Annotated in this window: 15 protein-coding genes and 1 tRNA gene; 4 read left to right on the forward strand and 12 right to left on the reverse strand. The window is 74.1% G+C overall.

Translation table 11 applies throughout. The features are described from left to right. Positions 1–33 precede the first annotated feature (33 nt). The 3 genes from WME76_RS18775 to WME76_RS18785 all read right to left on the reverse strand — a co-directional run bounded on the left by WME76_RS18775 (position 34) and on the right by WME76_RS18785 (position 3,056). On the reverse strand, positions 34–1,335 hold the full coding sequence (locus tag WME76_RS18775) for a hypothetical protein (RefSeq protein WP_437961459.1): 1,302 nt from the start codon (positions 1,333–1,335) through the stop codon (positions 34–36). Between the two features lie 67 nt (positions 1,336–1,402). After that, on the reverse strand, positions 1,403–2,068 hold the full coding sequence (locus WME76_RS18780; RefSeq protein ID WP_437961460.1) for a class I SAM-dependent DNA methyltransferase: 666 nt from the start codon (positions 2,066–2,068) through the stop codon (positions 1,403–1,405). A gap of 10 nt (positions 2,069–2,078) precedes the next feature. Continuing rightward, a complete protein-coding gene (locus WME76_RS18785; protein ID WP_433937513.1) occupies positions 2,079–3,056 on the reverse strand; it encodes an NAD-dependent epimerase/dehydratase family protein in 978 nt (325 codons plus the stop codon). A gap of 86 nt (positions 3,057–3,142) precedes the next feature. On the opposite strand from WME76_RS18785, the gene WME76_RS18790 reads away from it, so the two are divergent. After that, entirely contained in the window at positions 3,143–4,069 is a 927-nt protein-coding gene (locus tag WME76_RS18790) for a lysophospholipid acyltransferase family protein (RefSeq protein WP_437961461.1), read from the forward strand. 95 nt (positions 4,070–4,164) lie between these two features. Here the strand turns inward: WME76_RS18790 and WME76_RS18795 are convergent, their stop codons facing one another. From WME76_RS18795 to WME76_RS18835, 9 genes are all read right to left on the reverse strand, one after another. Next, the gene (locus WME76_RS18795; protein ID WP_437961462.1) at positions 4,165–5,139 is read right to left on the reverse strand and encodes a S66 peptidase family protein; all 975 of its coding nucleotides are present in this window, start codon (positions 5,137–5,139) and stop codon (positions 4,165–4,167) included. 67 nt (positions 5,140–5,206) lie between these two features. Further along, the gene (locus tag WME76_RS18800; protein WP_437961463.1) at positions 5,207–10,315 is read right to left on the reverse strand and encodes a hypothetical protein; all 5,109 of its coding nucleotides are present in this window, start codon (positions 10,313–10,315) and stop codon (positions 5,207–5,209) included. A 176-nt stretch (positions 10,316–10,491) separates the two neighbouring features. Further along, the gene (locus WME76_RS18805; RefSeq protein WP_437961464.1) at positions 10,492–12,054 is read right to left on the reverse strand and encodes a serine/threonine-protein kinase; all 1,563 of its coding nucleotides are present in this window, start codon (positions 12,052–12,054) and stop codon (positions 10,492–10,494) included. Between the two features lie 162 nt (positions 12,055–12,216). Then, entirely contained in the window at positions 12,217–13,242 is a 1,026-nt protein-coding gene (locus WME76_RS18810; protein WP_437961465.1) for a hypothetical protein, read from the reverse strand. Continuing rightward, a complete protein-coding gene (locus WME76_RS18815) occupies positions 13,242–14,294 on the reverse strand; it encodes a tetratricopeptide repeat protein (RefSeq protein ID WP_437961466.1) in 1,053 nt (350 codons plus the stop codon). Before WME76_RS18815 ends, WME76_RS18810 begins: the two co-directional genes overlap by 1 nt. Before the next feature lie 98 nt (positions 14,295–14,392). Further along, entirely contained in the window at positions 14,393–14,701 is a 309-nt protein-coding gene (locus WME76_RS18820; RefSeq protein ID WP_437961467.1) for a hypothetical protein, read from the reverse strand. A gap of 56 nt (positions 14,702–14,757) precedes the next feature. Beyond that, the gene (locus tag WME76_RS18825; RefSeq protein WP_437961468.1) at positions 14,758–15,828 is read right to left on the reverse strand and encodes a DUF4190 domain-containing protein; all 1,071 of its coding nucleotides are present in this window, start codon (positions 15,826–15,828) and stop codon (positions 14,758–14,760) included. A gap of 66 nt (positions 15,829–15,894) precedes the next feature. Continuing rightward, positions 15,895–17,028, reverse strand: coding sequence for a hypothetical protein (locus WME76_RS18830; protein ID WP_437961469.1), 1,134 nt, complete (start codon positions 17,026–17,028; stop codon positions 15,895–15,897). Positions 17,029–17,252: 224 nt separating this feature from the next. Further along, positions 17,253–17,339 (reverse strand) — tRNA-Leu (locus WME76_RS18835). Positions 17,340–17,625: 286 nt separating this feature from the next. On the opposite strand from WME76_RS18835, the gene WME76_RS18840 reads away from it, so the two are divergent. The 3 genes from WME76_RS18840 (at position 17,626) to WME76_RS18850 (ending at position 20,925) form a co-directional block, all read left to right on the forward strand. Then, entirely contained in the window at positions 17,626–18,960 is a 1,335-nt protein-coding gene (locus tag WME76_RS18840) for a dihydroorotase (protein WP_437961470.1), read from the forward strand. Then, a complete protein-coding gene (gene rimO, locus WME76_RS18845; protein ID WP_437961471.1) occupies positions 18,957–20,417 on the forward strand; it encodes a 30S ribosomal protein S12 methylthiotransferase RimO in 1,461 nt (486 codons plus the stop codon). The genes WME76_RS18840 and rimO overlap by 4 nt, the downstream gene beginning before the upstream one ends. A 103-nt stretch (positions 20,418–20,520) precedes the next feature. Beyond that, positions 20,521–20,925, forward strand: coding sequence for a hypothetical protein (locus WME76_RS18850; RefSeq protein ID WP_437961472.1), 405 nt, complete (start codon positions 20,521–20,523; stop codon positions 20,923–20,925). Positions 20,926–20,991 lie beyond the last annotated feature (66 nt).

Raw genomic sequence — 20,991 nt, forward strand, 5'->3', positions numbered from 1 at the left:
GTCCCGATGGGCGACCGCGGATGTGCTGCGTCGCTAGGGCGACGGCTTGACGTTCAGCCTCGCCAGGGCGCCGCAGGCGGGGCCGCTCGCGATCTCTAGCGCGGCCGTGAGCGCGCACAGGCGCGACGCCCGCCCGAGCGCGGCCGGATCCCCCGAGACGATGGCGCGCTTGGTCTCTTGCGCGGTGCGGACCGAGAGCATCGTGCGCGCGCGCGGCGGCAGCTCCGCGCGGCGCGCCGCGAGCAGCTCGCCGAGCCTCGGGCCGGGATCGGCGGACGGCACCCACGCCCACGCCGAGGCGATCAGCGCCTCCACGAACGCCGCGCGGAGCTCGTCGCCGCCGCGCGCGCCGTCGCACGGCAAGGCGGGGCCGCTCGGCCCGACGTCGGCGGCGGTGAGCCGCCGCCCCGCGATCCGCCGGAGCAGATCGCCCTGCACGCCGGCGAGCTTGCCGTCGTCGTCGGAGAACGCCCCGGCCTTGAACCGCACGGCGAGCGCGGCGCACCGCTCGTCGCGCTCCGCGCGCAGCCGCTGCTCCTCGCGCGCCTTCTCCTCGGCGCGCTGCCGCTCCTCGCGCTCGCGCGCCTCGCGCGCCTCGATCGCGGCGCACGCCTCGGCCCGCGCGGCCGCGCGCCGCTGCTGCTCGCCCGTCGCGCGGCCCAGATCGTCCTGCGCGATGTCGCGGACGGCGCACACCTCGGGGCGCGCGAGCGCCGCGTCGACCCGCGCGCGCGCGGTCTGCACGCGCACGATCACCGACAGCGCCGCGACGATGACGAGGGCCGAGGCCGCGATCGTGGCGATCTTGCGGAGCTGCCGGCGGCGGTACGCCTTGGCGAGCGCGCCGCCGCCGCTCTCGTCGAGCAGCTTGCGGCAGCGGCCGATCATCGCGTGCCAGTGCGCGACGTCGTCGGCGAGCATCTGGAGCGGCTCCGCGAACGGGGGGTCGCGCCGGACCTTGTTCGCGAGCCGCTCGAGGCACTCGCTCACGTCGGGGGCCTGCCCGTGGTTGGTCACCTCCGCGACGCCCTCGAGCAGCCCGCCGATGCGCCCCGCGTACACGTCCCAGGCGACGACGGCCTCGGTCTGGCTCTCGCCGAGCCGCTCGATCGCGTCGCGCACCTCGCTCATCGGGAGCAGGCGCTCGACGTCCTCCCTGCGGACGCCGGCGAGCTTCGCCGCCTGATCGATGCCGCGCTGGAAGCCGCCGAGGAGCCCCTCGGGCGCGAGCTCGCGGAGCCCCTCCGGCACCCTGCTGCCCTGGATGCACGTGCCCGCGTGGTGCAACGGACCCATCGCGCAGGTCAGGAAGGTGCCCCCGAGCTTCACTTCCATCGAACCGTCGCTCACCTCTACCCCGGACGGCGCGGCGCGGAAAGGCTCGCGCGCCGTCCTCGGCGCATCAATCGCTGCTGCGCGGGGCCTCGAGATCCCAGAGCGCGTACAGCACGTCGACGTCGTACTCGGCGTGGTGCCAGCCCGGGTGGAGCCGGTAGCTGCGCGGGAGCAGGCCCGCGCGCTGGATGGCGTCCGTCTGCTCGGCGAAGGTGTAAAGATACATGCTCACGCCCGTGAGATCGACGTGGGAGAGCGGTCGCGCGGCGCGCTCGTGCAACCTGACGTGCGGCCTCCGCTCGACGATGCTCACCAGCATCCGGCCTCCGGGCCGCATCGCGCCGGCGAGGTTCGCGAGGACGAGCGCGAGATCGTCGCAGAACTCCAGCGTGCCGAGCGCGAGGGCGACGTCGAAACGCCCCCACGAGCGCGGGATCGGCAGGTGGTAGTCGTGCCGGTGGTAGGCGCCGTGGGGCCGCTTCTTGCGGGCGATCTGGAGCATGCCCTCGGCGATGTCGAAGCCCACGACGTCGACGGACGGCGGGAGCTCGCGGGTCAGGTGGCCCGGGCCGCAGCCGGCGTCGAGCACGCGCGCTCCCTCCGAGACGACCTCGCGCAGGAAGGCGCGGACGGGCTTCTCGTAGTGCTGGATGTCCTTCCAGGTGGAGACATACTCGGGCGCGAAGTCCTCGTAGTAGTCGACGAGCCGCGCGATCCGGGTCGATCGTTTCATGGCGCGCGCCTCAGGTGATGTCGTCGACCGCCTGCACGGTCTCCTGGATGTCGTGCCCGTGCGTGTAGCCGAGGATCTCGCGCGCCCGCCGGTCGTCGACCATGCACACGTAGCGGATGTGATCGAGCTCGGGGGCCGGGAACGACGTCGCCCTGAAGCGCCACAGCCGCGGGATGATGGTCTGCATGACGAAGTGGGGGATCGTCGCGCGCGTCCGCCCCGTCATCTCGATGACGCGCGAGAGCGGCAGCGGCGGCGGCCCCGCGAGGTTGAAGATCCCGCGCACGCCGGGCCGGAGCGCCGCGACGATCGCGGAGACGACGTCGTCCTGGTGGATGACCTGCACCATCGGATCGAAGCCGAGGAGCGTCGGGATCACGTTGAGCCGGAGGTAGTTCGACGGCGCGTTCCGCACGGAGCCGAGGATGTGGACCGGCCTGAGGATGACCGTCTCGGTCTGCGGGTGCTTCCAGAAGAACGACTGCGCCAGCATGTCGACCTCGATGAGGTCGCGGATCTCGCTGAACGACGCGCCGCCGAGCAGCGGCGCGTCCTCGGTGAGGAACTGCGCGTTGTCCGGGCGCGGGCCGTAGGCGTTGGCGCTCGACAGCACGATGAGCTTGGGCACGTCGTACTGCGCCACGAACTCGAGCAGCCGCTGGAAGCCCGCGAGGTTCCAGCTGTGGTGCTCCATCTGGCTCACCCGCGGATCGTGCATGACCCCGAGGTGGACGACCGCGGCGAGCTGCTCCTGGCGGAAGATGTCCTGGGTCTTCTTGCGGCGGATGTCGATCTGGTGATGCTCGATGTCCTTGGGACGCCCGTCGAAGCTGCGCCTGTCGACGCCGATCACGCGCTGGTCGCGGTGCAGCCGCCGCGCGAGACGCCGTCCGAGGCGGCCGCAGATGCCCGTGATGAGGATGGGCCGGAGGGACGGATCGGAGTCTGCGCCGGGGCGGCGGCCTCGACCGGGCGTTCGTTCGCTCATCGGGTCGACGGTCGCTTCGAGGCGGCCGATGGTCAAGCCCTTCCTGCGGTGCAGGCGCACGCGAGTTTTGCTATCGTCCCGCGCCCATGGGCGGCAAAACCACGCTCGCCAGGCTGAGCCACTTCGCCACCCACACCGCGCTGCCGCTCGCGCGCCTCGGGGTCGACGGCGTGCGCGGCACCCTCGACGACGCCACGATCCGGCTGCTCGGTCAGGACTTCGAGGACCGGCTGCGCCGGGTCGCGCTCCCGCAGGCGGCCGACGGCGTCGACCCGTTCGGGCTCGACCGGGAGTGGGCGAAGTACGCGATCGGGGTCGCCGCGTTCTTTCATCGCTTCTATTTCCGGACCGAGGTGTTCGGGATCGATCGCGTCCCGACCGGCCGGGTGCTGCTGGTCGCCAACCACTCCGGCCAGCTCCCGTTCGACGGATTGCTCATCGCGGCCTCGCTCTTCCTCGACGCGGAGCCGCCGCGCGTGATGCGGAGCATGGTCGAGAAGTGGACGCAGACGCTGCCGTTCGTGGCGACGTTCTTCTCGCGCGTGGGCCAGGTGGTCGGCGTGCCCGAGAACGCGCGGCGGCTGCTCGACATGGGCGCCGCGATCCTGGTGTTCCCGGAAGGGACGCGCGGGATCTCGAAGGGGTTCTCCAGCCGCTACCAGCTCCTCGATTTCGGGCTCGGGTTCATGCGGCTCGCGCTCGAGACCGACACGCCCATCGTGCCCATCGCCGTCATCGGGGGCGAGGAGCAGTACATCTCGCTCGGCAACCTCGAGTCGGTCTCGAAGGCGCTCGGGATGCCGACGTTCCCCGTCATCCCGCAGCTCCTGCTCCCCGGCGGTCAGCTCCCGCTGCCGACCAAATACCGGATCTATTTCGGCGAGCCGATGACGTTTCGCGGGGACCCGGACGACGACGACGCGGTGATCCAGGAGAAGGTCTCGCTCGTGAAGGGTCGCATCCAGTCGATGCTGAACCGCGGGCTGAAGGAGCGAAGAGGCATCTTCTGGTGATCGCGTGATCGCGTGAGCGCGTGAGCGCGTGAGCGCGTGAGCGCGTGAGCGCGCGGCCGGGGTGACCGCGCGGCGCGGGCGTGGCGACCGGGTGCTCAGGCGCCCGCGAGCGTGACCACGGCGTCGGGGCCGCACGAGAAGACACGCGCGCAGCCGCCGAGGATGGCGGGCTCGTTGCGGAGGCCATGGCCGATCGGCAGCCCTGCGACGACGGGGACGCCCAGCGGGAGCAGCCTGTCGCGGAGGACCTCGTCCACCGTGACGCCGTCGGGACCCGGGTCGCATTGCTCGAAGTCGCCGAGGACCACGGCCGCGGCCGGGGCGAGGTGGCCGCCGACCTCCAGCGTCGAGAGCATGCGATCGATGCGGTACGGACGCTCGGTGACGTCCTCGAGCAGGAGGACGCACCCCTCCGGCACCCGGAGGCGGCCGGCCGCGGCGCAGGCGTGGAGCAGGGCCAGGTTGCCGCCGAAGAGCGGCCCCTCCGCGGCGCCGGCGCGCAGCGTGCTCAGGCCGTCGAAGCGGCGCTCACCGAGCGGATCCTCGAGGGCGCGGATCAGCGCGGCGCGGGCGCGGGCGTCGCCGCGGCCGAGCGCGGTGACGTGGGGGCCGTGGAGCGACGCGACGCCGGCGCGCGCGGCCTCGACGTGGAGGGCGGTGATGTCGGAGAAGCCGACGATCCAGCGAGGGTGCCTGGCGAGGATGCTCCAGTCGAGCCGGTGGACGAACCGGTTCGCGCCGTAGCCGCCGCGGGCCGCGAAGATGGCGCGCACGTCGGGGTGCGAGAGGGCGTGGACGAGCTCGTCCCTCCTGCGCGCGTCGTTGCCGGCAAGGTAGCCGGTCCGCGCGAACAGCCCACGGCTGGAAGGCGCCGACAGCGACGGCGCCCCGCCGCCGCGGGAGTCGCCGGCGAGCGGAGGACCACCGCCCGTGTCGAAGAGCACGCGGTAGCGCTGGGCGAGCCAGATGAGCCCGACCCACGCGAGGACAGGCTCGAACGGGCTGGAGGGGGCGATGACGGCGATGGTGTCGCCCGGACGGAGCGCCGGGGGGAGGATCAGAGAGGGCATATCTCCTCCTGTGCCTCCGTGACTCACGATCTCCCCGGCACGCGGCGTCTCCGCCCGATCGATGCGACTAGGGAGCACCGGGTTCGTCGTCGAGGAACTCCACCTCTTCCGCGTCGACGTCGACCTCGTCGGAGAGAGGCAGCGGCGGCACCGCAGGCGGGTCGACCGTCAGCGGAAGCGCGAAGTCCCCGACAGCCGCCTGCTGCGGCGCGTGGCCATCGAAGTCCGAGGGCTGTGCTGGGGCGGCCTCCTCACCGGCGAGCTCGGCCGGCTCAACGAGCCCGGCGCCCTCGGGGGCGAGTTCCTGCCCGGACTCCAGCGCCACGCCGACAGCGCCGACGCTCGCGTCGGCCCCGCTCGCGTCGGCCCCGCTCGCGTCGGCCCCGGCGGCATCGTACGACGCGTTGCCGTGGGTTGCCTCGGCCTGCTGCGGCTCGGGCTGCGGCGCCGACGCCTCGGCGAGCCCGGCGGGCTCCTCCGGCAGCGCCTCGGCAGCGGCATCCATCCCGGGGCCCGCGTGGCCGTTCGCCGCCACGGCCGCGACAGCGCCAGCGGCCGCCGCCGTCACGGCGGCCTCCGCGCCGAGCGTCTCGAGGCTGGGCACCCGGGGCGCGAGCGGCGGCTCGGTCAGCGACGGGCCCGGCGGCCTTGTCGGCAGCACGGGCGGCGGCGGGGTGCGCTTGAGGTTGCCGGCTTTCGCCCGCTCGATCCCCGCGGTCGCGTCCGGATCCCCCGCCTTCATGCGGAGGACGCGGCGCCAGGCGTCCGCCGCCTCGCGCGCCTCGCCGAGCTCCTCCTCCCAGATGCGCGCCACCTTGCGCGCGAGCTCCGCCCGCTGCGCCGGGTCGCGGCCGCGCAGGATCTGGTCCTCGTAGAGCTGGATCATGCCGCGGTGATCGCCGAGCTCCTGCAGGAGGCCGGAGAGCTCGTTCATCACGTCCTGGTCCGACGGCGCCAGATCGTGGAGCTTCTTCAGATCCGCGGCGGCGCCCTGCCGGTCGCCGAGCACGTCGCGCCGCAGCCTGGACCGCCGCTGGAGGAGCTTGCGCACGAGCGGGCCGTCGAACACCTCGTCCAGCGCGCGGTTCAACGTCGCGCCCACGCGGTGCGGATCGCCCACCTCGCGCCCGAGGGCCTCGAGCGCGTCGAGCGAGGCGTCGTCCACGTGCGCGAGCACGGCGTCGCCGAGCCAGCTGAAGGCGCGGTCGACGTCGCCGAGATCCTGGTGGGCGATCGCGGCTGCGCGGCGGAGCAGCGCAGCCCGGGTGCGGCCGCCGTCGCGCGAGCCGTGGCCGCCCGCCGCGAGCGCCTCGGCGAGGATCGAGCGCAGCGCGGTCGAGCCGGACCGCTCGTCGCCGTCCCTCGCCACCCGCTCGAGGGTGGCGATCGTGTCCTCCTGGACGCCGCCGCCGAGCGCCAGCTCGAAGAAGCTCCGCGCCCGGTCGATGGCGCCGCGCTCGCAGGCGATCTCGGCGGCGCGGGCGAGCGCCGCGAGGCGATCGGCCGGGGTGCGGCACCGGCCCACCTGGCGCTCGAACAGGTCGATGATGAGGCTCGGGGCGTCGGCCAGCGCCGCGAGGCGCACGAGCAGCGGCTCGACCTCGGCGGTCGGCACGCTCGCCAGCGCGCCCTCGCCGTGGTGGACGGCCTCCAGGGGATCGACGCCCACGGAGACCCGGACCTCGGCCTGCCGCACGAGCTCGACCGCGCGCGCCGGGCCCGCGAGATCCCGCGCGAGGAGGTCGTGCGCGACGGAGAGGGCCTCGCGATCCTGGAGCTCCACCGCGATCGCCTCGAGCTTCTCCCCGAGGGCGGCGTCGGCAGAGCGCGAGCGCGCGAGCTCCATCGCGACGCGCGCCGCGTCGCGGTGGCGGCCGACCTCCACGAAGCGCTCGAACGCGCCGCGCAGGGCGACGTCGCGCCCGGCGCGCGCGATCGACTCGTTCCAGGCGACCAGCTTGGTCGCGACGACGCCCTTCCAGCCGAGCCGGTCGCCGAGCGCGACGTACGCCTCCCGGCACGCCTCGTCGCCCTGATCGGCGAGCTTCTCGAGGAGGGACATCGCCTCGTCGCTCCTGCCGAGCGCCTGGTCCAGGATCTCGGCGAGGCGGCGGGTCATCGTCGCCGCCTCGTCCTCGTCGCCCTCCACCTCGATCAGGAGCGCCATGAGGCGCGCGACCTTCGGCCAGTCGTTCAGCCGCTCGGCGAGCCGCTGGAGCCGGGCGACCGCGTCGAGGTCGTCGGGCTCGGCGGCGTGGACGACCTCGAGCGCCCTGACGGCGCCGTGCGGATCGTCGAGCGGCCCCTCGTAGAGGGCCGCGAGCCGCTGCGCGATGTCGAGCTGCTCGGGGCCGTCCACGAGCGCGAGCTCGCGCTCGAGCGCGCCGGCGGCGCCCCTCAGGTTGCCGCGCTGCTCCTCGAGGGCGGCGATCGCCCGGAGCGCGTTCCGGTTCTGCGGATCGAGGTCGGCGACGATCGCCTCGTAGCGGGCGATCGCCGCGTCGATGTCGCCGGAGCCCTCCGCGAGCATGCGCGCCTCGCGCATGGCGATCGAGATCTTGCCGGGGTTGCTGTCCGTGAGCGCGCTGAGCCGCCGCAGGAGCTCCGCGCCGAGCTGGTGATCGCCGCGCTCGCTGGCGTCCTCGGCGAGCCGCGCGAGCGCCTCGGCGTCGTCGCCGTCGGAGAGCAGGAGCGAGAGCGTCGCGCGCTCGCCGTCGCGATCGCCGAGCTCGCGCTGCACCGTGGCCGCCTCCCGCCGCGCCGCGACGCGCTGCGCGCGGTCGCCGAGCTGCTCGGCGCGGGCCAGCAGGAACCGCGCGAGCTCGGGCAGCCGGTGGGTGCGCCGGTAGAGGTCCTCGATCGCGGGGGCGGCGGCGTCGCCCGCCGGGTCGAGCTCGAGCGCGCGCGCGACCCGGTCGAGCGCGCCCTCGACGTCGCCCGCGCCGAGGAGCAGCTCCGCGGCCTGGACGAAGAGCACGGGGCGCGCCTTGCGGTCGACGAGCAGCGCCCGCTCGCAGAGCGCCCTCGCCGCCTCGACGAGCCGCCCCGCGGCGACGTAGGCCTTCTCCGCGTGCTCCCACAGCTTCGGCTGCCGCACGAGCTCGGCCACCTGGCTGAACGCGTCGCCCGCGGCGCCCGGCTCGCCGAGCCGCATCCGGAGCTCGCCGAGCTTCTGGAGGAGCGGCGCGCGGGTGAGCTTGTCCTGGAAGCGAGAGGCCGCGTCGGCGAGGACCTGCGCCGCGAGGTCGAACCGCTCGCCCCGCTCGAAGAGCTTGACGGCGGCCTGGATCGCCGTGCCGTCCTCGGGCGACAGGGCCGCGACGCGGACCCACGCCTCCGCGGCCGCGATCGGATCGCGGCGCTTCTGCTCGTGGAGCGAGACGAGCTTCTTCTCGATCTCGATCTTCTGCGCGACGTCGGGCGTGGCCGCGGCCTCCTGCTCGAGCAGCGCGGCGAGGTCGTCCCAGCGCGCGCTCCGCTCGAGCAGCCGCCGCAGCTCGGCCTGGGCCTGCGCGTCGGCGGGATCGAGCTCGGAGAGCAGCCTCCAGGCCTGCACCGCCGTGTCGACGTCGCGGAGCTGCGACTCGCACAGCCCCGCGACCTCGCGGAGCTGCGCCGTCCTGCGCTCGACGGGCGCCGTGGGGACGCGCGCGGCCGCGAGCAAGACGTCCCGCAGCTCGGCGAAGCTGCGCTTCTGGCGGAGCTGCTCCTCGACCTGCGCGAGCGCGTCCGGGTTGGCCGGATCGGCCGTGAGCACCTCGCGGAGCCTGGCGAGCGGCTGCGGCCTGCGGAGCTCGGCCTGCTGCTCGTCGTCCAGGGGCGGGGGAGCGTCTGCGAGGGCCGAGCCGCCGAGGGCCCCGGGGGCCGGCGTGGAGCCGGGCGCGCCCGGCGCCGGGCGGGAGCTCGGCGCTGCGGCGCTCGAGAGCGGCGCAGGCGCGGCCGGCGTGGGGGCGAGCGGCGCGGCTGGCGCGAACGCGGCGATCGCGGGCTCAGCGGCGATCGCCGCGGCCACCGGCGCAGGGACGCTGGAGGCCGGGGACGGCGGGTAAGAGGGCGCCGCGCCCGCGGCGGGCGGCGCCGACGCCGCGCGCGAAGACGCGGCGATCGCGCTGACGGGCGGCGGCACCGACGGTAGCCGCGGCGGCGGCGGCAGCACGGACGCCCGCTTGCGCGCCTCGGCGGCCATGAACCCGTTCGGGTTGACCTGGAGGTAAGCGACGTAGCGCGGGCGGAGCTCGGCGGTGCGGCCGAGCTGCTTCGCGTAGTGATCGGCGAGCTGCATCGCGCGATCGTGCCCGGGCGCCGCGCGGAGCGCGTACACCGAGTACGAGTAGCCATACTCCCCGTCGTACGTCTCCGCGAGCGCGACGAAGAGCTCCGCGGCCTCGTCGCGCTCCGGCTCGGGCACCGGCTCGCCGGCCTCGATGCGATCGACGATGGCGACGCCGAGCGCCTGGATCAGCCCGACGTCGTGCGGCAGGAACGCGCGCGCGTTCCGCAGCGCCACCGTGGAGCCCGCGAGATCGCCGGCGCGGCGCCGGATGTCGGCCTCGTCGCGCAGCAGGGCGAGCCGCCGCTCCGGGTCGTCGACGAGCGCCTGCTCCATCGCGAAGTAAGGGATCGCCTCGGCGTACTGCTGCTGCGCCTTCAGCATCTCGCGCGCGGCGTAGATGGCGTAGACGTTGTGCGGATCGAGCTCCGCGAGGCGGCGCCAGTTCTCGAGGGAGCGCTCCGGCCGCGAGAGCGGCGGCTCGCTCCACAGCCTGCCGAGCTCCTCGTGCAGGGTCGTGAGCTGCGCGCGCACCTCGGGCCGCTCGAAGAGCAGCGGCGTGAGCGCCTTCACGAGCCGCTCCAGCAGCGCGGCGAGCGCCTTCTGATCGCCCTTCTCGCGGTAGAGCTGCGCCAACCGCTCCGCGGCCGTCCGCTGCGTCGGGTCCTTGTCGATGGCGATCATGAGCGTGCGCGCGGCGTGGTGCGCGTCGCCGATCGTGGTCGACCACACGTTGGCGGCCTCGCTGAGCCAGTGCGCCGCGTACGACGGATCTGCGGTGGAGCTGCCGACGCGCTCGAGCAGCATCGCGTACGAACGTGGGTCCTGCTCCCCGGCTCGGTGCGCATACGCCAGGGCTTCCCCGTCATGCGGATTCGTGACGAGGCGCTGGATGAGCGTTTCCATCTCCCGGGGATCCATCGGTGCGCGGCGAAGTTACACGTTCGTCTCTGCTTCGTACAGCGACTCTCGGCGCAATTCGCCATCGGTCGCCGCCGCTCTTTTCGCGGCGAGCCTCGCGGGAGAGCGGGCCTCCGGCGCTCGCGTGCGGCGCGCGCAGCGAGGCTGCGCGCGTGCCGCCATCAGTCGAATTTCACGTACGGCTTGCGCGACTGCGGCGGCCTTCGCTTCGGCGTCGGCGCGGAGGCGGCGCCCGTCGGCTCGGCGGCGCTGGCCGCGCTCGCGGGGCTCGGCGACGCGGGCGCCGCTGTCGCCGCGGGCGGCGGCGCTGCCACCGCGGGCGGCGGCGCTGTCACCGCGGGCTCGACGGCGCGCGGCGGGGCGTCGCTCGCGACCGCGTCCGCGAGCGCCCTCGCCTCGTGCGCCACGCCCTTCTCGAGCCTGCGCACGCCGTCGCCGGCAGGGCGGCGGAGCTCGCGCACGGCGAACGCCGTCACGATCAGGGACAGCGCGACCGTCCCGACGACCACGCGCGAGGCGCGCCGCCGCGGCGCGGGGCGCAGCGTGCTCGGCGTGTGCGAGGCGTCCGCGCCGTCGCCCACGACCGCGAGCAGCTCGCTCGTCGCGCCGACCTCGGTCGGCGGAGGGCGGCTCGAGCGCTCGCGGCTCAGGCTCGGCCTCGCCTCGTCCATCGCGCGATCGAGCTCCGCGATGAACTCCTGCGCGCTCCGCGGCCGGTCCTCGGGTCGCTTGGCGAGCGCGCGCTGGAGGAGCTGCGACAGCGACGGCGGGATCCCGGCTTCCGGCGCCGCCTCGATCGCCGGCACGGGCGCGGTCTTGATGTGCCTCGCCATCACGACGACGGCGTCGTCGTCGATGAACGGCGGCCGCCCGGCGAGCATCTGATAGAGCAGCACGCCGAGCGAGTAGAGATCGCTCCGCGCGTCGAGCGCCCTGCCCTGCGCCTGCTCCGGCGACATGTACCGCGGCGTACCGAACACGGTGCCGGCCTGGGTCTCGAGGGCGTCGACCGGCCGCTCGGCGCCGGTCATCACCTTCGCGATGCCGAAGTCGAGCACCTTGCAGATCTCCTCGTGCTCGCCCGCCGGCGGCCTGGCCAGGAACAGGTTGTCCGGCTTCAGGTCCCGGTGGATGATCCCCTTGTCGTGCGCCTCGGCCAGCGACAGGAGCGCGTGGCGCGCGAAGCGGACGGCGTCGCCGACGCGCAGCCGCCGCAGCCGCTTGAGCCGCTGGCCGAGCGACTCGCCCTCGAGGAGCTCCATCGCGAGGTAGAGGGAGCCGCTGCTCCACGTCGCCCCGTCGGGTGAGCTCTGCTCCGCGGAGCGACCGCGGCCGAAGGTCGGGTCCGACGAGTCGTCCACGATCTCGCCGAAATCGAAGACGGTGACCGTGTGCGGCGAGCGGAGGAGGCTCATCGCGCGCGCCTCGCGCGTGAACCGCGCCTTCGCCTGCGCGTCGAAGGCCCGGTCCGATCGCAGGATCTTGATGGCGACGTCGCGGCCCATCGCCTCCTGGCGGGCGCGGTAGACCGTGCCCATCGAGCCGGCGCCGAGCTTGCCGACGATCACGAACCGGTCCGCGATCGTGAGCCCGAGGAACGGATCTCCCTCGGCCTCGGCGAGCACCTCGCGGCTCACGAGGGCCAGCCCGTCGTGCGGGCAGCGCGGCAGCCGCGCGCCCGCGGCAGCCCGGGAGCCGCCCTCGCTGGCGGGGGGCGGTGGCACGCTGGACGAGCTCCTCGCGTCCAGAGCGACCGACGCAAGGTGGTGACATCGCGGGCAAATCAGCGCCATGGCCCGGCTGGGCTCGCCCGTTGGCCCGGGTGCGCTGGCTGGGAACTGGCCGTCCGCTGTAGGAGCTACCACCGCGATGGGGGAGATCGTCCGTTACTTGGGCTCACACCGCAAGGCCCACGACGAATCGGTCCCGTGAGGGCGACAGCCGAAGCGCGCGATGTCGCCGCACGACGCCTCGCCGCAACAGACATCGCTACAGAATCCCTGACTTTCTCCAGGATCCCTGACGCAAATGCCGCCACGACACGCATCATCCGTGGTGCACGGAACACCGACGGCCGAGAAGCTGTGTTCGTCGAGCAGCTTGGTGCAGGCCCGGACGGTCGAGCCTTCGCGGAGGCCGACCTCGGCGCAGCCGACGATCTGCATCACGTCGCCGGGCGACGCCGGGCACATGTCCGATGCGCAGCACGGGATCGTGCACCGGTCGCCGATCCCCTCGAGCGTGGCACAGAGCCCGGAGGAGCAGTCCGCGTGCTCCTCGCACTCCTCGAAGTAGCCGCGGCTGCCCGCCCCGCGCTGCCGGCACGCCCAGGCCGTCCCGGCCGAGACGAGGCCTGTCGTCAGGCGGCATACCGCTGGCGACGCGCAGTTGGTGTCCGAGCAACAGGTGTCGACGCAGGCGCTGTTGACGCACATGCCTGAACGACAGTCACCAGGCGCGGCGCACGCATCGCCGGTGCGCCCCGTCCCCACCTCCGGCCGGCCGACGTCCCGGCCGACCCGGCAGAGACCGCCGCCGCCCTGGTCGGGGACCCAGCAGACCGCGTCGCGGACGGGATCGCAGTCGCTGGAATTGCAGCAGGCGCGCGCGCAGACGCTCGGCCCCTCGCCGCCGAACCTGGCGGGATCGAGGCAGAAGTCGAGCGCTCCGCAGTCGCTGTGCGCCGCGCAGGGCGCGCCCAGCGCGCGCTCGCCGAGCATCTCGACGCAGGCGCCGTCCCGGCAGAGGGCGCGCTCGGGGCACGCCGGGGGCCCGATCGCGCCCTCCTCGGAGCAGAGCACGGCGTCCAGCTCGCCGTCGACGAGGAGCTCGCACCCGACGCCGAGCGCCGCGAGCGCCGGGAGCGCCGCGAGCAGCCGGTGAAGCCGCCGCCCCGCGGCGCCGGGGCCCATCAGAACTGCACCAGGAGCCGGGCGCCGTCTGCGCCCAGCGACAAGCTGACCTCCGGCGCCGCTTCCCCTGGGCGCGCGCCGCGCGACGGCGGGCCCTCGCCGCGACCCGGGACGGGGGAGAGCGCGCGAGCGGTCGAGGCCGGGCGAGAGGCGCCCGATCGCGCCGCGGGGGCGCGCGGCGAGAGGTACAGGTAGAGCGCCGCGGCCCCGGAGAGCCCGGCGACCAGCACGGCCACGTCCGCGACGACGGCGTAGCGGTGGGCGGCGCTCGCGTCGGCCTGCAGATCGGCGACGGAGAGGCCGTCGCCCGTGCGCTCGCGGGGGCTGGGATCGCGCGCCACGGCGAGCGCGGCGAACACGCCGCCGACGACGAGGGACCCGGCGGCGATGCCGCCGCTGATGAAGAGCCAGGGCGTGGGAGGCCCCGGGTTCGCCGCGACGACGGAGCGCCGCGGCAGGAGCGACACGCGCGGCAGGAGCGGCAGCGGCGCGGCGATCCCGGCGGGGGACGGGGGCGCCGCCGGCGACGGCTTCGCGCTGGCGAGCTCCCGCTTCGCCCCCTTCAGCCGCTTGAGGACCGCCATGACCTGCTCGCGCTCCTTCGGGAGCGTCTCCATCGCGAGGTAGCGAACGTAATAGTGCTCGGCCCTGTCGATCTCGCCCAGCCTCTCGTGGATCACGGCCAGGTTGTAGATGAGCTCTTTCCCCTCGGGATCGAGCTCCACCGCGGCCTCGAGCTTCGCGATCGCCGCGCGGTACTCGCCGTGCTGGTAGAGCCCCTGCGCCTGGTCGTGCAGCGCGGTGGCGCGCTCGATGCGGCGCCGCTTCTCCTCCGCCTCGGGCGACGGGGCGGGGTTCGGCGCCCTGCCCTGCGATGCCGGCGCGGCGCCGGGCGACGCGGGCGCGGCCACCGGCGCGTCGAGCGGCGCCTGCGCGGCCGACGCCGGCCACGCCCAGAGCGCGGCCACCGCGAGCACGCACGCGGCGCGCGCGGCGGCACGCCGGGCGTCGGGGCTGCTCGAGCGAGGCAGGCGCGCTTCCGGGTTCGTCACGGCCGCCCACCATAGCGTAACTTCCGCGCGGAAAGACCCTGTTGCGTCGCGCAATCCTGCGCGCGGTCCTCGGCGACGGGGCGCTCCGCCGTCGCCGATCACCGGAGCTTGCAGCGGTACTCGCCGGCGAGCACGAGCGCCCGCTCGCACCTGACATCCACCGTGCGCTTCGCCGTGGTGAACTCGAACGTCTGTCCGAACGGCGTCCGCTCCAGGCGGGTCATCCGCGCTCTGCAGCCGTCGCTCGCGCTGCGCCCCTCCGGCGCGCCCGCGGCGGCGTCCTCGCCGCACGCCACGAGCGCGGCCGCGCGCTCGACGCCGGCGTTGTCGGAGAAGACGTTGTAGGCCGCCGAGGCGCTGAACGCGACACAGACGACGAAGAGGGCGAGCTGGACGAAGCGCTTCACGGGACGAGCTTACCCTGTTCAGCGCACGGAAGGCCGGGCGGCGCGCGCGAGGTCGGTCAGAGCCGCATGCCCGAGCCGGGCAGCGGGTGCCACGGCTGGCGGCGGGTCGTGTACTGGCCTCGCACGAACGCCCCGAGAACAGGCGCGATGTTGCGCGCGATGTCGTCGTCCCACTCGCCGCCGTTGATCCCGTCCTGCGGCGTGAGATCGGGCGAGAGCAGGAAGAAGCCGGGGTAGAGCCGCCGCGGCATCTTGATCTGATCGAGGTCCTCCTTGAAGACGTCGATGTCCACGCGCACGAGCCGCACGCTCCGGAGCGCGGTCTGCATCAGCGGGTCGCTGAGCGCCCGATCGACCCCGCGGCACGGCTCGCACGGATCGCTCGTCGTCATCACGAGGACCTTCTCGCCGCGGGCGTGCGCCTCCGCGCGCTGCCTGGCGAGCTCCTCGCTGAGCGTGGAGATGTCGACGCCGATATCGACGATGGAGAGCCCTCCGACGCGCCGGTGGGTCGTGTGCTGTGGGACGCTGCCGCTGGGCTGCGCAGCCGCCGGAGGAGGCGCGTCCGGCAGCGGCGCCGCCGGGGACGCGGCGCTCGCCGGCTCCGGCGAGGTCTCCCCCTCGCCGACGGCCGAGGCGGTCTCGCCGCCGCTGTACGTCGTCCACGCCCACACGCCGAAGCCGATCGCGGAGCTCCAGCAGAGCGTGAGGAGCACGCCGAGCGAGAGCCCCACGCTGGCGAGCGCATATCCCCTGCGGGCGCCGGGGGCGCGCTCGATCTCGCGGCGGGCCGCCCAGCCGAAGACGATCGCGGCGACGGCCCCGAGCGGACCGAAGAGGGCTGCCACGACCGAGCTCACCGCCAGCGTCGAGAGCTGCCGCCGCTCCGGCGGGAGCGGCGGGGTGAGGTAGGGGTCCTGGATGAACGGAAGCTGCGTGGAAGCGCCGCCCGACGACGCCGCTGCGGGCGCGACAGCCGCGCGCGCCGCCTGGTCGCAGGGGGGTGCGCTGACAGGCAGCTCGCCTTCGCAGGGCAGGATGTCCGCCCGCGCATCTCGGAGCGCCTCTGCCGGCTCGTTCGCATCGCGGTTCGGCGGTGACTGACTCGGGCCGAATGCGTGGCTCACGTCCCTCATCCTAGCGCCGGAGTCCGCGTTACGCCCGCCATACGCGGGCCTGCCGTCGCGCCGGGCTCAGGGGATACAGGCGCGCTCGATCACCCGCAGGACTGCGCGCTTCGTGCTCACACCGGGGCTCATCGCCTCCGTCCATGCGACGCCCACGCGCTCGCCAGCGATGGCCACGCTAGGAGGATCCTTTACGGGATTCACCCCATCCGACACCCGGATCCCCCGGGCAGACGGCGCTCCGTCGGCGCCCAGCTTGACGAGGAGCGTCTGCCCATCGGCCTTGCCGTCGTGGCCGACCCACGCGACGAGCGCTCCGTCCTTGCCCGGGGCGAGCGCGCGCCACTTGCCCTTGCCGATCACCCAGGGCGCCCCGCGCGGCCGCGCCTCGGCGTCCAGCGCGCGGGCGATCAGCGTGGGGCCCTCGCTCCAGACAAGGATCGCCCCGGCGCCGCCGGTGGCCACGAGCCCGAGCCGCTGGTCCCTGTCCGGCGTCTCCTGAGTCGCGACGGCCGAGCGGTCGCTGCCCTGGGGCTTCGCGACGAGGTGGGTGCTCCCTTCCCTGCCGGACGCGTCGAACCGCGAGGCCCGGATGCTCCCGTCGTCCTCGTCGTGCCACGCGACGAGGTAGCTGCCGGAAGCGTCGACGGCGACCGCCGGCCAGCGCGGCTTCCTGGTGTGGCGCGTGACCCCGACCGCCTTGAGCTGCGGCTGCGCAGGATCGACCGGCGCGAACTGGAACACCCCGAGCTTGGTGCGCTCGGCCCCGAAGGGCGCCGCCGCCACCAGGGCGCCGCCCGGAGCGGGCGCGAGGGCGACGTGATCGCTGACGTCCCTGCCGATGGCGCCGACGCGCAGGGTCTCCGCGGGCGGGTTCGTCTCCCAGCGGGGCCGGGCGTACGCGAGCCCCTCGGCGTCGAACCACGTGACCGTCCACGTCTCCCCCGCGGAGAAGAGCCGGAGCCCCGGCTCGCGCGTGATCGAGATCGCCCTCGCCCGGGCGATCTGCCGGGCGTCGCTGTCGAAGCCGGCGAACGCGATCTGCGCCTCCCCTCCCTTGAGGTCGACGAGCCACACGGCGCCGAACGTGCCGTCGGCGCGCCCGGCGATGCCCATCCCCTCGCGCAGGATGTACGTCGCTATGTCCCCCGTCTTGACCTTGCAATCCGCGAGGGTGGCGAGGGAAACGAACTCCTGCACGCCGGCCCCGCGCGGGGGCTCGAGCTCGGCTGGCGCGGTCGCCGCCGCGGGCTCGACCGAGGCGCTCGATGCAGGGGTCGCAACCTGGGACGCCGGTTCGCTCGAGCCGGGAGCCGCCGTCGCGGCGCCCCCCGGACGGGAGGCGCTGCGATCACAGGAAACGCCGACAAAGGCAAGCAGAGAAAGAGCCACTACAGTGGCTAAAGAAGAGCGAGGCGATCGCTTGGTGCGAAGCAGAGGACTTGAACCTCCACGGGAGTTACCCCACTGGAACCTGAATCCAGCGCGTCTGCCAATTCCGCCAGCTTCGCGAGCGGGAGCGCATCACTACCTCGCCCCCTCGCGGTTCGTCAAGCTCCGCGTCACGCCCCGAGCGTTTTTCTTCCGTCGCCGTTCGTCGCCCTCGTCCCCCTCCTTCCCCTCCGCTGCCGTCCTCGTCCCCGGTCTTCGCCCGCCGACCCGGCAGCGGTCTCCTCTGTGGCCGGTCCGCGTCGAGCCCGCAGCCGCCTCCCGGCCATCATTCTCCATACCTCCTTGCCCCGCTGACCCGCGGCGGTGCACGACGTGAAGCGCATGTGCTAGGGGGAGCGCGCTCCCATGGCGGCCATCGGCTCAACTCCCCCTCTCCTTCTCCTTGTCGGCGTGCGCGCCGTCGACCCGGCCCATCAGCTCGACGAGGTGGTCGACATCGTCATCGAGGACGGCGTCATCACCCGGGTCGGTCGCGGCGCGGCGACCGACGATCTGCGGCGCGCCGCCCGGGCCGAGATCATCCAGGGAGACGGGCTCCTGCTCCTCCCCGCGTTCGTCGATCTCCACGCCCACCTCCGCGAGCCCGGGCAGGAGTACAAGGAAGACATCGCCTCCGGGCTGGCCGCCGCGGCCGCCGGCGGGTTCGCGCACGTGTGCGCGATGCCGAACACGCGGCCGGTCAACGACACCCGATCCATCACCGAGGCCATGGTCGCGCGGGCCCGCGCGATCGGCGGGCCCGCGCTCCACCCGATCGGCGCGATCACCATCGGCCAGAAGGGCGCGGAGCTCACCGAGATGGCCGACCTCAAGGAGGCCGGCGCGGTCGCGGTGTCCGACGACGGGCGCTGCGTGACGTCGAGCGCGGTGATGCGCCGCGCGCTCGAGTACGCGAAGACGTTCGACCTCCCGGTCATCCAGCACGCCGAGGATCACGCGCTCACCGAGGGGGCGCAGATGCACGAGGGCGCCATCTCGACGCGGCTCGGCCTCCGGGGCTGGCCCCGCGTGGCGGAGGACATCATCGTCGCGCGCGACGTGCTGCTCGCCGAGGCCACAGGGGCGCGCTACCACGTGGCGCACGTCTCGTCGCTCGGCGCGGTCCGCATCCTCCGCGAGGCGAAGGCCCGCGGCATCGCCGTGACCGCCGAGGTGACGCCGCACCACCTGACGCTCACCGACGCCGCCGTGATCGGCTACGACACGGCGTGCAAGGTCAACCCGCCCCTGCGCGAGCAGGCGGACGTCGACGCGCTCCGCGAGGCGCTCGCGGACGGCACCATCGACGCGATCGCCACCGACCACGCGCCCCACTCCACGCTCGAGAAGGACTGCGAGTTCGCCGAGGCGTCGCCCGGCCTCATCGGCCTCGAGCTCGTCGTCCCGGTCCTGCTCGACCTCGTGCGCCAGGGCGCCCTCCCCCTCGGGCGGCTCGTCGACGCGCTCACCCGCGCCCCCGCCCGCGTCGCGCGGCTGGAGGCGCCCACGATCAAGGCCGGCGCCCGCGCCGAGCTCTGCCTCGTGGACCCGAACCTGAGCTTCGTGCTCGACCCGGCGCGCCTGCGCTCGAAGAGCAAGAACACGCCGCTCCTGGGCCGACAGCTCACGGGGCGCGTCAAGATGACGCTGGCCGCGGGCCGGGTCGTCTTCGTCGACAGCGAGGAAGCAGCAACTCAATGAGCTCGCGCAAGGTCCATTTCGTCAGCCTCGGGTGCCCCAAGAACCGCGTCGACTCCGAGGTGATGCTCGGCGTCGCCCGCGCCGCAGGCTACGCGCACGTCGACGACGCCGCCGACGCCGAGGTGATCGTCGTCAACACCTGCGGCTTCATCGGCGAGGCGAAGAAGGAGTCGATCGACGCCATCTTCGAGATGGCGCAGCACAAGGAGCACGGCAGCTGCAAGCGGCTGGTTGTCTCCGGCTGCCTCTCGCAGCGCCACCCCGAGGAGCTCGCCCGCGAGATGCCCGAGGTCGATCACTTCCTCGGCTCGAGCGACATGCTCAAGCTCGGACAGGTGCTCGCGGGCGACGCGGAGCGGATGCTCGTCGGCAACCCCGCCGAGTGGCTGATCCGCTCGGCCGATCCGCGCACCCTCTCGACCCCCGGCGGCAGCGCGTACGTGAAGATCGCCGAGGGCTGCAACCGCACCTGCTCGTTCTGCGTGATCCCGGATCTGCGCGGCGCGCAGCGCTCGCGCCCGATCGCGGACGTGGTGCGCGAGGTGGAGCAGCTCGCGGCGGCGGGCGTCCGCGAGATCAACCTCATCTCGCAGGACACGATCGCCTACGGCCGCGACGCCGCGGGCCGCGGGCCCGGCGAGGCGCGCTCGACGCTCGCGGAGCTCGTCCAGCGCGTCGCCGACGTGCCGGGCGTGCGCTGGGTGCGGATCTTCTATCTCTACCCCGAGACGATGACCGACGACCTCGTCGAGCTGCTCGCCGGCCACCCGCGGGTCGTGCCGTACGTGGACATGCCGCTCCAGCACGCCGCCGACGCGATGCTGCGCCGGATGCGGCGCGGCCACGGCGGCGAGCGCCTCCGGCGGGTCGTCTCCACGCTGCGCGAGCGCGTCCCCGACCTCACGTTCCGCACCGCGTTCATCGTCGGCCACCCGGGCGAGACCGACGCCGAGTTCGAGGAGCTCTGCGACTTCGTGCGCTGGGCCGAGTTCGAGCGGGTCGGCGTCTTCCGCTACTCCGACGAGGAGACGAGCCGCAGCCACGCGCTCGAGGGCAAGGTCCCCGCGCGCACGGCCGCGAGCCGCTACCGCCGCCTCATGGCGCTCCAGCGGCGCATCTCCCACAAGAAGAGCGCCGCGATGATCGGCCGCGAGCTCGAGGTGCTCGTCGAGGGGACGAGCGACGAGCACGAGTACGTGCTCATGGGCCGCCACGCCGGCCAGGCGCCCGAGATCGACGGGCAGGTCTACCTCTCCGGCGGCGAGGTCCGTCCGGGAGAGATGTGTCGGGTCCGCATCACGCAGGCGAGCGACTACGATCTGGTGGGCGAGGTGCTCGACGAGGACGAGCGCGGCGCCGCGCCCCCGCTGGCGGGCGACCTCGGCGCGGTGACGGCGAAGCGGCGCGTCGCCCTGCGCGTGCTGCAAACCGACGGGCGCGAGCGCCAACAGAATTGACGGTCGGGCCGCCGGGTGGCGGCCCGACGGCGAGGAATTCCGGCGCTTCGCGGCGCTCGCGGGCAGAGAGAGGGCGGCACACGGTGTGCTATCACCTCGTGCCGTGCCGACTCTCCGCCGCGCTGCGCTTCACTTCGCTTTCGCCCTCGCGACCTCGCTGCTCGCCGGTGCAGCGTGCCTGAGCCCGACCTTGCCGCTGCCCCCGCCCGAGCCGGCCGACACGATGCGGCCCTCCGCGGACGCGGAGGGGGTGTGGCAGATCTCGGGCAACTGCACCCCCGGGGCGCGCGTCAGCGTCTTCAACGAGCGGACGCAGCGGGGTGTGATCGAGGACGACAGCGACGGGAACGGCCGGTACCATGTCGAGATCGAGGCCGAGCTCTGCGACACGCTCCTCGTCTGGCAGGAGCTGCAGGAAGAGGGCAGCAGCGACAAGGACAGCGAGGCGCAGCGCTTCGTCGTCGAGGAGCGCACGCCGCTCGGCGTCGTGAACAACGCCTGCCCCTGAAGGCCGCGGCGCGAGGCGCCTCGAGCGCCAGCGGGCGTGAGCGAAGCGACGACGCGGCGCGCTGCG

Source organism: Sorangium sp. So ce119 (assembly GCF_051524405.1).
In the GTDB taxonomy this organism is placed as follows: domain Bacteria; phylum Myxococcota_A; class Polyangia; order Polyangiales; family Polyangiaceae; genus Sorangium; species Sorangium cellulosum_G.

What these genes read in the sequence shown, in the direction of transcription:
- WME76_RS18775 (WP_437961459.1), bottom strand. Translation starts at nt 1,335, where the DNA reads ATGGAAGTGAAGCTCGGGGGCACCTTCCTGACCTGCGCGATGGGTCCG.
- WME76_RS18780 (WP_437961460.1), bottom strand. Translation starts at nt 2,068, where the DNA reads ATGAAACGATCGACCCGGATCGCGCGGCTCGTCGACTACTACGAGGAC.
- WME76_RS18785 (WP_433937513.1), bottom strand. Translation starts at nt 3,056, where the DNA reads ATGAGCGAACGAACGCCCGGTCGAGGCCGCCGCCCCGGCGCAGACTCC.
- WME76_RS18790 (WP_437961461.1), top strand. Translation starts at nt 3,143, where the DNA reads ATGGGCGGCAAAACCACGCTCGCCAGGCTGAGCCACTTCGCCACCCAC.
- WME76_RS18795 (WP_437961462.1), bottom strand. Translation starts at nt 5,139, where the DNA reads ATGCCCTCTCTGATCCTCCCCCCGGCGCTCCGTCCGGGCGACACCATC.
- WME76_RS18800 (WP_437961463.1), bottom strand. Translation starts at nt 10,315, where the DNA reads ATGGAAACGCTCATCCAGCGCCTCGTCACGAATCCGCATGACGGGGAA.
- WME76_RS18810 (WP_437961465.1), bottom strand. Translation starts at nt 13,242, where the DNA reads ATGGGCCCCGGCGCCGCGGGGCGGCGGCTTCACCGGCTGCTCGCGGCG.
- WME76_RS18840 (WP_437961470.1), top strand. Translation starts at nt 17,626, where the DNA reads ATGGCGGCCATCGGCTCAACTCCCCCTCTCCTTCTCCTTGTCGGCGTG.
- rimO (WP_437961471.1), top strand. Translation starts at nt 18,957, where the DNA reads ATGAGCTCGCGCAAGGTCCATTTCGTCAGCCTCGGGTGCCCCAAGAAC.